The 12,714-nt window shown below is 68.6% G+C and carries 15 protein-coding genes and 2 pseudogenes; 7 read left to right on the forward strand and 10 right to left on the reverse strand.

The annotated features are described in order from the left end of the window. Positions 1–61: 61 nt before the first annotated feature. A pseudogene (locus IF73_RS39650) lies at positions 62–337 on the reverse strand (transposase); the annotation flags it as partial. A gap of 38 nt (positions 338–375) precedes the next feature. Continuing rightward, complete coding sequence (locus IF73_RS0120285; RefSeq protein WP_107049300.1) at positions 376–885, reverse strand: hypothetical protein; 510 nt, start codon at positions 883–885, stop codon at positions 376–378. 106 nt (positions 886–991) lie between these two features. Here IF73_RS0120285 and IF73_RS0120290 point away from each other — a divergent pair, with 106 nt between their 5' ends. The 3 genes from IF73_RS0120290 to IF73_RS0120300 all read left to right on the forward strand — a co-directional run bounded on the left by IF73_RS0120290 (position 992) and on the right by IF73_RS0120300 (position 2,837). Beyond that, positions 992–1,675, forward strand: a complete 684-nt coding sequence (locus tag IF73_RS0120290; RefSeq protein ID WP_031010039.1) for a hypothetical protein — start codon at positions 992–994, stop codon at positions 1,673–1,675. A gap of 456 nt (positions 1,676–2,131) precedes the next feature. Next, positions 2,132–2,410: a hypothetical protein gene (locus IF73_RS0120295; RefSeq protein WP_234338288.1), complete on the forward strand. Its 279-nt coding sequence runs from the start codon at positions 2,132–2,134 to the stop codon at positions 2,408–2,410. A 103-nt stretch (positions 2,411–2,513) separates the two neighbouring features. Further along, positions 2,514–2,837, forward strand: a complete 324-nt coding sequence (locus IF73_RS0120300; protein ID WP_158822073.1) for a hypothetical protein — start codon at positions 2,514–2,516, stop codon at positions 2,835–2,837. Positions 2,838–2,846: 9 nt separating this feature from the next. Here IF73_RS0120300 and IF73_RS42085 read toward each other — a convergent pair whose 3' ends face one another. From IF73_RS42085 to IF73_RS0120310, 3 genes are all read right to left on the reverse strand, one after another. Then, a complete protein-coding gene (locus IF73_RS42085) occupies positions 2,847–3,605 on the reverse strand; it encodes a transposase (RefSeq protein ID WP_234338289.1) in 759 nt (252 codons plus the stop codon). Positions 3,606–3,653: 48 nt separating this feature from the next. Continuing rightward, complete coding sequence (locus tag IF73_RS42090; RefSeq protein WP_234338290.1) at positions 3,654–4,442, reverse strand: ISL3 family transposase; 789 nt, start codon at positions 4,440–4,442, stop codon at positions 3,654–3,656. 202 nt (positions 4,443–4,644) lie between these two features. Continuing rightward, the gene (locus IF73_RS0120310; protein WP_031010045.1) at positions 4,645–4,926 is read right to left on the reverse strand and encodes a hypothetical protein; all 282 of its coding nucleotides are present in this window, start codon (positions 4,924–4,926) and stop codon (positions 4,645–4,647) included. 454 nt (positions 4,927–5,380) lie between these two features. On the opposite strand from IF73_RS0120310, the gene IF73_RS0120315 reads away from it, so the two are divergent. Then, entirely contained in the window at positions 5,381–5,656 is a 276-nt protein-coding gene (locus IF73_RS0120315; RefSeq protein WP_051717071.1) for a hypothetical protein, read from the forward strand. Positions 5,657–5,667: 11 nt separating this feature from the next. Here IF73_RS0120315 and IF73_RS41080 read toward each other — a convergent pair whose 3' ends face one another. Beyond that, positions 5,668–5,880: a hypothetical protein gene (locus IF73_RS41080; RefSeq protein WP_158822075.1), complete on the reverse strand. Its 213-nt coding sequence runs from the start codon at positions 5,878–5,880 to the stop codon at positions 5,668–5,670. Between the two features lie 475 nt (positions 5,881–6,355). Between IF73_RS41080 and IF73_RS41485 the strand changes: the two genes are divergently transcribed. The 3 genes and pseudogenes from IF73_RS41485 to IF73_RS37815 form a co-directional block, all read left to right on the forward strand. Continuing rightward, positions 6,356–6,568, forward strand: coding sequence for a hypothetical protein (locus IF73_RS41485; protein ID WP_031010049.1), 213 nt, complete (start codon positions 6,356–6,358; stop codon positions 6,566–6,568). A 378-nt stretch (positions 6,569–6,946) separates the two neighbouring features. Further along, complete coding sequence (locus tag IF73_RS0120330) at positions 6,947–8,716, forward strand: ATP-binding cassette domain-containing protein (protein ID WP_107049302.1); 1,770 nt, start codon at positions 6,947–6,949, stop codon at positions 8,714–8,716. Positions 8,717–9,269: 553 nt separating this feature from the next. Then, a pseudogene (locus IF73_RS37815) lies at positions 9,270–10,079 on the forward strand (IS110 family transposase); the annotation flags it as partial. A 31-nt stretch (positions 10,080–10,110) separates the two neighbouring features. Here the strand turns inward: IF73_RS37815 and IF73_RS0120345 are convergent. The 4 genes from IF73_RS0120345 to IF73_RS0120360 all read right to left on the reverse strand — a co-directional run bounded on the left by IF73_RS0120345 (position 10,111) and on the right by IF73_RS0120360 (position 12,442). Beyond that, entirely contained in the window at positions 10,111–10,539 is a 429-nt protein-coding gene (locus tag IF73_RS0120345; protein ID WP_031010058.1) for a hypothetical protein, read from the reverse strand. Between the two features lie 197 nt (positions 10,540–10,736). Beyond that, positions 10,737–11,438: a restriction endonuclease gene (locus IF73_RS0120350; RefSeq protein WP_031010060.1), complete on the reverse strand. Its 702-nt coding sequence runs from the start codon at positions 11,436–11,438 to the stop codon at positions 10,737–10,739. Positions 11,439–11,514: 76 nt separating this feature from the next. Next, positions 11,515–11,709, reverse strand: coding sequence for a hypothetical protein (locus IF73_RS0120355; RefSeq protein WP_420706569.1), 195 nt, complete (start codon positions 11,707–11,709; stop codon positions 11,515–11,517). A 349-nt stretch (positions 11,710–12,058) separates the two neighbouring features. Then, entirely contained in the window at positions 12,059–12,442 is a 384-nt protein-coding gene (locus IF73_RS0120360; protein WP_158822077.1) for a hypothetical protein, read from the reverse strand. Positions 12,443–12,714 lie beyond the last annotated feature (272 nt).

The following is a 12,714-nucleotide window of genomic DNA, read 5'->3' on the forward strand; positions in this document are numbered from 1 at the left end:
TCACCCGGCGGCCACGCCGGGTGCTACTTGCCGTCGGCCAGTTCCTGCTCGGTATGCGTCAGTCCCGCACACGTCGCCAGCACGTCACCCCGCTGCATCCGATCCTCTCGATCGGCACGTCCGCCCAGGTCACACCCGTGCGCAGGACGTAGACGATCCCGCGCATGGCCGCACGGTCATCGGCCGACAGTCGGCCTGGGTACCGCCGACGCCGCGGTGGTCGAGGAGGGAGCACTGGAGCAACACGTTCCCACAGGTCATCAGGCACAAGATCATCCAGCGCACTCGGAACCCTGCGGCCCGCCGACCCGATTGCCAAGCCCTGAGCCCAGCCCATTCTGGAATGATCAGTTACAGGAGCGGGAGGGCGACGAATCAGGCTCTCGCGGGGAACGGCCCGTGCTCCGTTCCGCCGGCGTGAGTGCGGGCGGCGTGTCCGCGCAGGTGGCTGGGCCACGCGAGGGTGACGCGCAGTCCTCCGGATCCGGGGCGGGAGCGGTCGATGACGCGGACGGCGCCGGGGACGGCGAGGGCGGGTGTGCTGGGGGCGGTCAGGCGGTTCACGGGGACGTCGGCGGCGGCGAGTACGGCGAGGGTGTCGGCGTCGTCGTCGCTCCCCCACCCCGTGAGCCGGTCCTCGCCCTGCGGATCGCCGCTCAGGGTGAGCCAGGGGTCCGCGAGGCAAAACCGGCGGGGTGCCTGGCCGGCGGGGCGCAGGTCGAGGGTGGCGCTCGGGACGGCGGACGGTACGGCGATCTTGTCGTGGTCGAGGAGCCAGGCGACCACGGCGGAGCGTGCGAAGACCGGGTTGAGGTTGGTGCCGCCGGCTGGGGCGGGGAAGTCGGCGTGGCGGCGGCGCCAGTTGACCACCGCAGCACGGCCCACAACGGCGATCCGGCGGCCTGCGCCAGGAGCACCACGTCTTCGTCGGGGCCGGTGGGGGTGAGGCCGGCGAGCGGGGAGCGGTGGCTGGCGGGGACGGTGCGCAGGCGTGCCAGTCGACGGCGTGGCGGGTGACGGGCAGGAGCGCGACGTCCTCGGCGGAGTACAGCGGGACGGTGGTCACATCCCCGTGCCGCTTGTAGTCGACTTCCACCGTGCCGGTGGGGGCGATCCAGCCGAGACGGACGACCTGGTCGAAGTCGGTGCGGCGGACGCCGAGGCGTACGGCGGCCTGGTCGGGGCCGAGGGGGACGTGCCGGTCGAGGAGCGCGGGCAGATCGCGGCGGCGGGCGAGGGCGGCGACCTGGTCGGGGTGCACGTCGGGGTAGGCCGGCTCACCGCCGAGGTGGACGAGGAGACCGGCGCGGACGAGGTGGCCGATCGCGGCCGGGGTCACGCGCGGCCGGCAGCGCAGCAGCGGATCGCCCAGCGCGGCGGTCAGCTCCTCCGCAGCCGCCCAGGCGCCCGCCGGTCCGCGCAGGGCCGCACGGACCGCCTCCGCGTCCACGGCGGCCACCACGGCCCGGACCACAGTCCGGGCCCGGCGTCGGCGACCGGGGCGATACCGGACGCGGTCGCCCACCGCCATGCCGCCACCGGCACCCCCAGCCGGCTCGCCGCCTGCTGCTCGTCGTACGTCTCACCCATCACGTCTCTCCGTTCTCGTGCTCACGGCACGGCCCGGCTGGGCCACGCCGGAAACACGCCTAAGAATCCCGTTTGCGGTCAATAGCCGCTGTTTTAGGGAAAGTTGGGGGCGCACCGCAGAAACCGCGTACGCGTATGTGAGGCACCAAGAACACCCGAACGGGTGAGTCGCATACCTGGCGGCAGAGCTGCGCCGACGCCGGACAGGGCACGACGTCGGCGATGGTCGGTCAGCTGCTGGGGGCCGAAGCCGGCCGGGGTCTGGTGACCGGTACCGCGCTCGCGTACGCGGGGCAGAGGTTCACACGTGAGGGGGAAGCGTGGACTGCCTGCTGGACGCGGAAGGTCCCCTCACCGCTGACGGGTGAGGGGACCTTCCGCATGCCGGCGCGTACGGCCCGGCAAACCCGGGAGAGCGGTGCGGTGGCTTTGCCCATGAGAACGGGCTCTGGTCCACTTTCCGTGGAGGCTCACGGACAGTGATGTCAGCGGTCTGTGGTGGGATGGCCGGACTCTGCCGTTGATCCGCTGGGAGACCACCGTGACGTCCTCGTACCCTTCCCTGACTCGTGCCTTGGCCGAGGCTTTGGTCGATGTCCTGTGGTTCATCGACGGCAGCGAAGACGAGCAGATGGATCAGGACGACGCGGTCAAGGTCATGGAGGGCGTCGCCCACGTGGTCAGCACGCTGCCGGGCGATCAGCAGCAGGAGCTGATCGCCCTGCTCGGGGCGATGGCAGCTGCCGAGACCAACCCCGCTCGCCGTGAGTTCCTGGAGGAGTTCCCGGAGGGCTTCGGGCTCATCGCCGATCTGCCCTGAAGGGTCTCAGCTTGCCGCGCAAGGCCGGCACCAAACCGTGCCGCGGCGGTTGATCCTCCACCCAGACTCGTCCCCGTGAACTCGACGATGTTGGATGGGCGGCATGGTGAGACGCAAGAAGGAGAAGAAGAAGCGGCCCGCCTGGGGCACTCCGAAGGGGATCTTCCTGTTTGCGACGCCGGAAGGCTGGCGCATCAGCGTCCTTACCGAAAGCGGAAATCTCTGCGGGGGGCTGAACGTCCCGATCAACACCGGCCCGCAAGACGCGCGGGCTGCGGCGGCGGTGATGGTGTCGGAACTCGCGCGCGACTTCCACGACACCGAGGTGGAGGTGAGCTGGGATCCACCCCAGGAGCCTTGGTCATGGACCGCCCAGGTCACCCTCGCCGCCGAAAGCGACTCACCTTCGCCGGACGCCGAAGACTGAACGGCAAGGTCAGGAGTAGAGCAGAACGCGCTTGCGGAGGAGTTCGAAGCCTGCTCGGCCGAACATCTGGCGCTTGAGCATCTTGATCCGGTTGACATGGCCTTCGACGACCCCGGAGTTCCACGGCTGCGAGAGTCCGGCAGTGACCGCGTCGAGGTCGCGCTCCAGATACCGGACGAATCGCTGGAGGCTGGGCAGGTCGGCCGCGGCTGCCGCTTCAATCCATGCCGGCAGTTGGTGGCCTTGCAGCTGGGTCAGCATGTGGGCGAAGGAGCGCACGTGCCCGGCGACGGCGTCCAGTTCGGGACAGTTGGCCAGCACGGCCTTGAGCTGGAGCCGGTCGCTCTCGGCCAGGGCGTCGGGGTGCGTGAGGATCCAGCGGGTGACGGCGCGGGCGGATGGCGGCCGGGGGCCGACCGGCTGGGGCTTGCCGCGTAGATTCCGGCTCACATAGGCGCGGACGTTGCCGTAGCCGTCCGGATAGCCCTGTGCCTCGATCTCCTCCCACAGTTTCCAGGCGTTGGTGCAGCCTTCCTGCCATCGCTGATCGAGGTAGTGCTTGTAGGCGTCGAGCTTGGTGGGGCGGCTTTGCCACTGGCCGGTGAACAGTTGCTCCGGCTCGGTGGCTCGGGAGAACCGGAGAGCAGTGTTGAGCCCATGCCGAGCCGCCGGGCGATGGACCGCTTGCTGTGACCGGCGGCCAGGAGCGCGTGGACGGTGGCGTGCTTGGCGCGGGTGCGTTCGGCGAATCGGTGGCCCGTTGGCCACGGCGAGGCCGTGGGCGATTCCGGCGCCTGGGTTGGCTCCTGCGGTGATTCAGGTGCAGGCGCCGGAGGCAGGCGCGGTGCCGGTAGACGCACTTCTCGGCGGCTTCGCCGAGGTTGTGCCAGAGGTGCCATCGGACGGCGATCGGAGTGCTTGGGGTGCGCCGCGGGTGGCGCCCTCGGCGTAGAAGAGGGCGCGGTCCCGGCAAATGATCTCGATCCCGGGTCGCTCGGACAGCCAGGCCGCGAGGGTGTCCGCCTCCCGGTCCGGCAGGAGGTCCACCGGTCGGCGTGTCTCGACGTCAACGAGGATGGTTCCGTAGATCCGGCCCTTGCGCTGAGCGTATTCGTCGACGCCGAGCACGCGGGGCGTGGCGGTGGGCGGATCGGGCAGCGAAGTGATCAGCCTCAGCAGGGTGTTTCGACTGACTCGGACTCCGAAGGCGTCCGACATTCGGGCGCCGGCCCGTCCCGCGAGCGCGAGACCGACCGAGACGAGCGTCGCTCGCAGCCGTTCCGTCCGGCGAGCGAATCGGCGGGTGAGGCCGGGCACCTGCTCGACAAACGTCTTACGCAGGTAGGAGCCCTCCGCGCAGACGAACCGGCACACCCGCAACGACATGACGACGAGCTTGCCCGACGTGGGTAGATCTCGGGGAAAGCGCAGGTAAGAGCCGTGTATTCGACTCGACCAGCAGCCGCAGCCCGGACAGGCCGCCCGCCTGGTCGTGGACCTGGCCTCCACTCTTACGACAGTGTCAGTCACGTGGACCGACTCCACCGACATGTTCTCCACCGCCCCGAACAGCAGCTCTTCCAGCTGCGGTCGCACGTTGTTCACGGCGCAGAACTGTCGACGCCATCACCCTCGGGCAGGTCGATTTTCGGGCGATGTCACTCGCCGTCGAACGACGACCAATCGTCACGCTGCGTACGCGACCACAAGAAGTGGACCAGAACCAGATGAGTTTCTGGCACAGGTCTTGGGGCGTCGTCACGGAGGGTGACGTGTCGTTCGATTGGGGGCGCGGGTCCCGGTCCCGTCAGCGATACCGGATTCTGGTCCACCACCAGCCGAACACCGCCAACTCGATGTTATTCGGGTCGGGCAGGGTGCGGCGCTCGAGTTCCTCATCGATGCGTGTGATCAGTCGGCCCAAGTCTCGTTGTGCTCCGGGAGGAAGGTGCCGCATCGCCCACTCGAGGTCATCACGGGCATCTCCCACCCCGGGCGATTCGAACTCGGAGGCGTCCAGGTAGCGTCCCGGCTGCTTAAGGGCTCGCTCGAAACAGGAGAGCGCATTGGCGACCGCGTTGGGCCACATCTCCTGGTCTTCGACCCGGCGGATCGCTGCACGAGTCCGCGCGGATACACCGCGGACTCTCAGGACCGAACACTGCCATCGTGGCCGCCACCGCTCTGCGCGGACGGCCTTGGGACGCCTACGCGGCATCGCCCTTTCGGATCAACATGAGGCCATCCTGCCACGGGTGGGCGGCTGCCCGCGCAGTGTTACTGGAGCAGGATCATCTTGCTGATGCCGATCCCGAATTTCCCTCAGAGCTACTCTTCGCCCCAGTTGGTTCACGGAGTGAACCAACTGGGGAACGTGGGTAGCGAGAGCCGGCGTGACACTGCTGCTCTTCGACTGGTGTCAGAGCCGTGGGGAATGATCGGGCCATGCTGCAAGCGAGAGACGAGCACGGTCGTCAGGTGAGGAATCCGGGGCCCACGGACCTGAGCCGGATGGTGGCGAACTCAGCCGGGGCAACGCCTTCGTGATCGTCGAGCAAGTCGACGATGAGGCGACCGGCGATTGGTATGTGCAGGTATGGCTGAGGGATGACAACACCTATCAGCTGGAATTCCGTGACGGGACGGCGGCAGAGCACTACCAGACCCGGACGATCTCCCAGGAAAAGGTGATCGTCGCCCTGAGCGGCTGGGCCAAGGAGCGCCCGGGCTGGAAGGTCGCCTTCATGTGGAACAACATTGGCGCCTCGTTCGAAACGCCGACTGACCCTGCCGCCGTCTGTGGCCGACAGGGTCAGTGACGTGCGGTCGCTCAGCTGAGGCGCATGAGGATGACGTCCTGACACGCAGCCCCGGCCGCGCGGCCTCTCGCCATCACCTCGACCGTGCCGAACGCGGCCGTAACCGCCTCGACATCCACCTCGTCGATCCCCTCGAACACCAGTGAGCCCCAGAACGGTGTATCGGTCTGCATGACCAGCACCATCACCGTCCACAACCGACCGCAGCAGCGATCGGCAGACACCTGACGGAGCGTCAATTCTGTCCGCGGGGCGACAAGGCGTACGCCGTCTCACACGAACCCGTCTCCTCACAACCGAACGTCGAGGTAACGCTCCGCGACGACTCCCCAAGATCTGTGCCAGAACCCAAAACTCGTCGATGTTGATCACTGCATCCCGGGTCCCGGGTCACACGCCTCCCGGCCTCCTCGACAAACGACTCCCCAAGCAGTAGTCATAGCCACCACCGTCACCACCGGTCACGTACTGAAGCGGAAGTACTTCCAGGAGGACTGCTTCGCCCGCCGCGAGGAGCTGGTCCACGGCATCGACATCACACCAGACCGCTTCGAAACGTACCTCCGCGACGAGCTGGGCCTCCAGGTACGAGCCATGCCCCCCTTTCCAAAGCCGCTACGACGTCCAGCGCGAGTCCATGCGCACAGGCCACATCTACGGAATCTTCCTCGACCGCTGCGCGCTGCTCGCAGCACCGAGGTGGTCCTCTCCCAGTGCGAGCTGGAGTACCTGCTCTCCCGCGGTGTGCTGCAACGGGACCGCGACGAGACCCTGAGTGAGATGCGCCGGATCGACACCTGGCTGAGCTCTCGCCTCGGCGCCCGAGGCCGGGCGACCGAGCACACCTGCTACTCCAAGAGGAGTGTCCTCCTCGAAGCGGTCACGGCTCGCCCTGATCTCACCAGTGCCTGATCGGCACCCGGTCGCACATCCGATCCCGCTCCTCCCGACGCATTCGTCTTCGCCCCTCGGGGCACCGACCTTCGGCGTTTCGGACAACTTGCCTCCTCTGCAACCCTGTTGCCTGAGGCGGGTCGATGCATCCCCCACACTCCGACACGCGCTGATTTCCGGGGATCCGACAGCGACCGAAAAACACCAGTTCGAAATTCATGGCGGGGTCGTTGAGCTTCCCGACCGCACCGGACGACCGTGCAGGAGGACCCACCGTTGATCCCGACCCCCGTGACCGAGCAGCAGAGATCGACGCCGCCTCCGCCCCCGCCGGCGGAGATCACGTACATCGGGCAGTACTCAGTCAACCCCCTCGCCGAGGTCTCGTTCCGGCGCATGTGCGCGCAGATCCCCGCCGTCCTGGGCCGGATCGCGAGGCTGTCGTGGCGGACCGACCGGCGTGCCGTGCAGCTGCTTCTCGGCTGTCAGCTGGTCACCGGGGTCTCGGCAGCAGTGCTGCTGACCGCCACCGCCCGCGCCATGGGGCCGGTACTCGGGTCCGGGTCCGCCGGGGACCGACTGCGTGGCGCGCTCCCGGCACTGCTGGTGGTGGCACTCGCCGCGGCACTGGCACGCACCGCCGGCGTGGTGGCGGCGTACGCGGAGCGGCGGATCACGCCGCTGCTGACGACGGAGACGGACTCGGCGCTCGTCGAGGCGGTGTGCCGAGTGGAGGCCGTGGCATACGCGGAGGACGGCTTCTCCGACCGGCGCGAGGCGGCCGAGATGGGGGTGACGCGTACCCACGTCATGGTGGCCGACGCGCAGCGGTTCGTGTCAGCGCTGATCCGCATGGTCACCGCCGGGGGCGTGCTGTCGGTGCTGAATCCCCTGCTGGTCCCGCTGCTCCTGCTCGCCGTCCTGCCCGCCGGTGTCGGGGCCGTGCTGAGCGCCCGGGTCGACTACCAGATTCACTACGGCAACATCGCCGACCGCAACGTGCGCGGCATGATGCGCTGGTGGGCGACCGAGTCCAAGTACAGCGACGAGGTCCGCGCGAACTCCATGAGCGACTACCTCGTCTACTGGTACCGGGCCCTGTCCGACCGCTGTGACCGGCGCACCCTGGCCGCCGCGCCGCGGACCCTGCGCATCGGCATGCTGTCGGCGCTGGCCGGGGGCGTCTTCCTCGTGGCGACGTGGGGGGCTCTGGCGTGGCTCGCGGTCTCCGGCCGGATCGACCTGGCGGTCGCGGCGACGGCCGTGATCGCCGTGCAGACCACACTCGCCGCCCTGTCCCAGGTCGTCATCGGCGCCGCCGCGGTCTTCCACACCAGCCTGTACCTCGGCGACATGCAGTCCTTCCTCGACGACGCCGCCGAACGGGCCCCCAAGCGTGGTCCCCATCGTGTGGCCGCACCGGTCGACGAGATCCGCCTGGACGAGGTCGTCTACCAGTACCCGGGCAAGGACAGGCCCGCCGTCGACGGCGTCTCGCTGACCCTGCGGCGCGGCCAGATCCTTGCCATCGTGGGGGCGAACGGCTCGGGGAAGAGCACCCTGACCCGACTGCTGACCGGGGTCTACCTGGCGGACAAGGGAACGGTCTCGTGGAACGGCACCGACCTTGCCGAGGCGGACCCCGCCACCGTGTGGGCGCGGACCGGCCTGGTCCCGCAGATCTTCGGGCAGTGGCCGCTGCGCCTGCGCGAGAATGTGACCCTTGGTCAACCGCACAGCTACGAGGACGCACCGGTATGGGAGGCGATCGACGCGGTCGGTCTGCGTGCCGCCGTCGACGAGCTCCCCGCCGGTCTCGACACCCTCCTGGCCCGGGACATCTTCGGCGGGACGGAACTCTCCGGCGGTCAGTGGCAGCGTATCGCCTGCTCCAGAGCCCTCTACCGCCGGCCCGAACTGCTGATCCTCGACGAACCAACCTCCCAGATGGACCCGCGCGGCGAGCACCAGATCTTCGAGCAGATCAAGGCCATCTCCGCCGACCGCATCACGATCGTGGTCACCCACCGTCTGGAGAACACGCGGATCGCCGACCACATCATCGTCATGGAGCACGGACGGATCACCGAGCAGGGCCGGTACGACGACCTCGCCCACGGCGCCGGTACCTTCGCCGAACTCCTGGAACTCTCCCAGGACCGCTGACCGCCCGCCCCGCCCCGCCCCTGCCACCTGGCAGGGGCGGGCACCATCAAGGAGAGCCCGTGCCTCCACTCCTCACCTGCATTCCGCGACGGAGGCCAAGCTGCTCGCGACGGGCTGGCCCGTCGTGCGGACCGCAGATCTCGACGTCCTGCGCTGCCAAACCCTCCTCACCTGACCATCCGCCCCACGAACGGAAGGAAGTACCTCGTGCCGGACGTCGAGAAGGACATCGGCGAGATCTGGACCCTCTACGGCCATCATCAGCTCGGCCGGGCCTTCGACCTGCCGGAACTGGACGGCTGGGCCTGGGACATCCCGCAGGCCGGCCCCGGCATCGACGCCTTCGGTGACGTGGCCGGCCTTCGCGTCCTGGACCTGAGAGCCGGGGTCGGCCGGCATGCGGCCCGTCTCGCGGCTCTCGGCGCCGACACTCCACCACCGTCCACGCCTCCCCCACGCAGCACCAGCGCGCCCTCGACCGCTACCCCGACACCCCCGGCCTGCGCCTGGTGTGCGCCGACGCCGTCGACCAGCTACGGGAAGGCGACCCGTAACGATGCCTCACACGCTGCGGGCGATCGACGGCGAGGGCGAGACGATCGCCGAGCTGGAGATGATCGTCGGCTTCGACGACGACCTGGCCGGCGAAGCGACCAGGGTCGCGAACCGGCTGCACGGCCTGCTGACCCAGATCCATCCGTCGCTGGAAAGGGTGCTGTGGCCGCGGTTGCAGCACCCGGCCGTCCTCACGCTGCTGGAACGGTTCGGGTCACCGGCCCAGATCCGCAAAGCCGGACGGCGGCGGCTGGTCACCCTGCTGAGGCCGAAGGGGCCGCGGATGGCCGAGCGGCTGGTCGAGGAGATCTTCGCCGCCCTGGACGAGCAGACCGTGACGGTCCCGGGCACCGGAGGCGGCCGCGCTGATCGTCCCGAGCCTGGCCGCATCCCTGACTGCCGTGCTCGACCAGCGCAGGCTTTTGGCCGGGCGGATCGAGGAACTGCTGGAGGCCCACCCTCTTTCGAAGGTCCTGACCTCGATGCCGGGCATCGGCGTCAGGACCGGAGCCCGGATCCTGATCGAGGTCGGTGACGGCAGCACCTTCCCGACCGCCGGCCACCTCGCCGCTTACGCGGGTCTCGCCCCGGCGACCCGGAGCTCGGGCTCATCGATCCGCGGTGAACAGCCCTCCAGGAGAGGAAACAAGCAGCTCAAACGAGCGTTCTTCCTCTCCGCGTTCGCCGCCCTGGGCGACCCGGCATCCCGGGCCTACTACGACAAGAAGATCGCCCAGGGCAAGCACCACACCAGGCCCTGCTCTGCCTCGCCCGACGACGGGCCGACGTCCTTTTCGCGATGCTCCGCCGCAGCCGGTCCGGGCCGTCGCGCCGCAGACCTAGACCATGGTCAAGAGGTGGTCCGTGGGGCTGTAGTCGATCTTCCAGTCGGCATAGACCCCGCAGAATCCGTCTTTGATGCACCGCAGGCCCACGGTCACCCAGCGGACCGATCCATCGTCGCCGAGTGAGAACGCGACCGCGGCCTCGAACTCCTCGCTCCCGCAGGGGCAGCCGGCCGCACCGGGCTCGTCGTCCTCCCAGGACTCCTCGTTCCAGTACTCCTCGCTGTCCGCGATGAACGCGCGGCTGCTGCAGCCAGAGCACTCCCGTTCCACACCGGACGCATTGACCAACACGAAGAACACGCGGCCGCCGCATCCACACACGGAAGGAGCGATCTTCACCGGGCGGCCGTCAACCGCACCCCGCAGGAACGCCGCGAGCTCCGCGGGGACGCCCTCACCAACCTGGTCATCAGCATGCACGGACACATCGTTCCAGACGCCCCGAGCTCACACCCGACCAGCTTGACCAAAGACTTGGGCCCCCCGCGACAGAGCAGCCCCGGCGCCCATCGAGGAGCTTGGCCCCTGACGCCTCTCGAGGCCGGGAGGGCGTACGGCAAGCAGGGCCCGGTGGATCCCTTCGCAGGGTCCTGCTGTCCGTCATTCCCTTCGGTCGGTCAGACAGAGGGGCGCCGCCTGGTGCCGCCGCCGCTGCCGTTGCCGCTGCCGTTCAGCGGGATCAGGCTCTCCAGGTGAGCGCCTTTGACCCAGGAGCCCAGCAGGTCGCGGTGCAGGGCCACGATGTCCTGGCGCAGTGCCAGGCCGAGTGCGTCCCTCGTGAAGGCGTGGCCAGTGGTGACGAACAGGGCGACGTCTGCTCTGTGCTCGAGGCGGGCGGTACCGACGAACTTCTGCATGTCCTGTGAAGGCACTCTCCGGTGCGGAGCGTACTTCTTGCACTGGATGACCAGCTTGCGGCCGTCGGCCAGGTAGCCGACGACGTCGGCGCCCAGGTCGCCGCTCTTGCCGCTGACGACGACGTCTCTGCAGCCGTCCCGCCGGCACAGCTCCGCGACGTACGTCTCGAACTCCTGCCACGTCAGCGCGTCGACCTGGGCCATGGACAACTCACGCGCCCGTGCCTCCTCCTGCGCCCGCCACGCCCGGTCCCTGCCGACCGCACGGCGGTGCGCCCGCAGCAGCGCCCAGCCGGCCCCGCCCAGTACGGCCGCGGCGAGAACGGCGACCAGGACGGGCCACACCATCGACCAGTTCCCGGCAACCCACACCACAGCGATCAGCGCCGCCACCGCACCCCAGACCTGCAGCTTCTTGCGGGTCTGCTTCTTCAAGCGCCGGCGCGATCGGCGTGCCGCCATCACTTCCCCGCTCCCTGGGCCTGTGCTCTGCTGTGCGCGCCGGCGGGTGCTGTCCGGCCCGTGCGTGTACGGGGGCTCATCGGCTGGCCTGGGTAACGCTGCCCGCCAGCTGCCCCAGGACGTTCAAAATTCCCTCGCCGACGGCGGTGGGGGCGAGCAGGACGCCCAGTGCCAGGACGATGACGACGGTCAGCTTCTCGTCGAAGCGGCTGCGGGCCTCCGTACGCCGCCGAAGCCGCCAGATGACGACGACTGCGAGCAGCACCGCCATGTTGATGGTTACCAACCGCCCCGGCCTCCCCACCGACTGTCCTTCACTCCACGGACGGCTGGATGCCACCGTCACCTCTTGTCTAGCGGCGGCTTGGCGATGTTGAAGGAGGGTTGCCGATGAATGGCACAAAGCCGTCGGACCTGGCCGAATAGCACACGCGGGAACACCGGCGGCTGCCTGATCACCTCGCTGAAACTCGCAGATTGCAGGATCACCGCGGCACCCGAGCAACCCGGACGACTTCAGCATGGCCTTGTACGCGAGAACGGGCTCTGGCACAACTTCTGTGGAGGTGGATCACTCGCGGCGGACAGCCGCCTCACGACTTCGCCGGAGTGCTCGTTCGTCAGAGGCCAGGGATGCCGTAGAACATGAGGCCGGATGCCAGCGGAACGCCCAACGCGGCAACTCCCCCCGGCACGCCCGGCCGAGTGCGAGCGTCCACGAACGCGCTTGCCTGCAGCATCAGAGCCGCAGGGATGAACAAGAACAGTCCCACGATGAGACCCACCACCGCCCAGGCCAGCAAGCCAGTACCGATGATGAGGGACGCCCAGGCGAACGCCTGAGGCGAGCGTCGCAGGAAGAGGGGAAGGGATACCGGCGTGGCGGTGAGGAGGAATATCCCTCCGAGCCCGCTGGGCAGCCCGATGGCCAATGCCGGCAGAAGAGACACGACCGCAGCCACCGCGAGCACCGACTGCCCCGTACGAACAGGCCCACGCTCCATACCTACTCCCCCGATTGAACGCGTTCAATTCGAACACGTTCAACATAGCTGGCTTTCGGGTCCACGCCAAGCCATCCAGCTGCCCGCGACCACGAAGAGTGACCCGTAGCCAGCCATCACGGAAGTTGTGCCAGGACCCGAGAAGTAGCAGCGGTTGGTCAGCGGTTTGGGCAGCAGTTGGCGATAGTTGGCGATCTTGGGTGCTGCGGATGTTCACCAGAAGTGACGTCGCCTCGCCCTTGGCTAAGCTCGCTGTCATGTGGAGACAGTCA

The sequence above is a fragment of the Streptomyces sp. NRRL F-5727 genome (assembly GCF_000719555.1).
GTDB lineage: Bacteria > Actinomycetota > Actinomycetes > Streptomycetales > Streptomycetaceae > Streptomyces.

What these genes read in the sequence shown, in the direction of transcription:
- IF73_RS0120300 (WP_158822073.1), top strand. Translation starts at nt 2,514, where the DNA reads ATGGTGAGACGCAAGAAGGAGAAGAAGAAGCGGCCCGCCTGGGGCACT.
- IF73_RS0120310 (WP_031010045.1), bottom strand. Translation starts at nt 4,926, where the DNA reads ATGTGGCCCAACGCGGTCGCCAATGCGCTCTCCTGTTTCGAGCGAGCC.
- IF73_RS0120330 (WP_107049302.1), top strand. Translation starts at nt 6,947, where the DNA reads ATGTGCGCGCAGATCCCCGCCGTCCTGGGCCGGATCGCGAGGCTGTCG.
- IF73_RS0120350 (WP_031010060.1), bottom strand. Translation starts at nt 11,438, where the DNA reads ATGGCGGCACGCCGATCGCGCCGGCGCTTGAAGAAGCAGACCCGCAAG.
- IF73_RS0120355 (WP_420706569.1), bottom strand. Translation starts at nt 11,709, where the DNA reads ATGGCGGTGCTGCTCGCAGTCGTCGTCATCTGGCGGCTTCGGCGGCGT.
- IF73_RS0120360 (WP_158822077.1), bottom strand. Translation starts at nt 12,442, where the DNA reads ATGGAGCGTGGGCCTGTTCGTACGGGGCAGTCGGTGCTCGCGGTGGCT.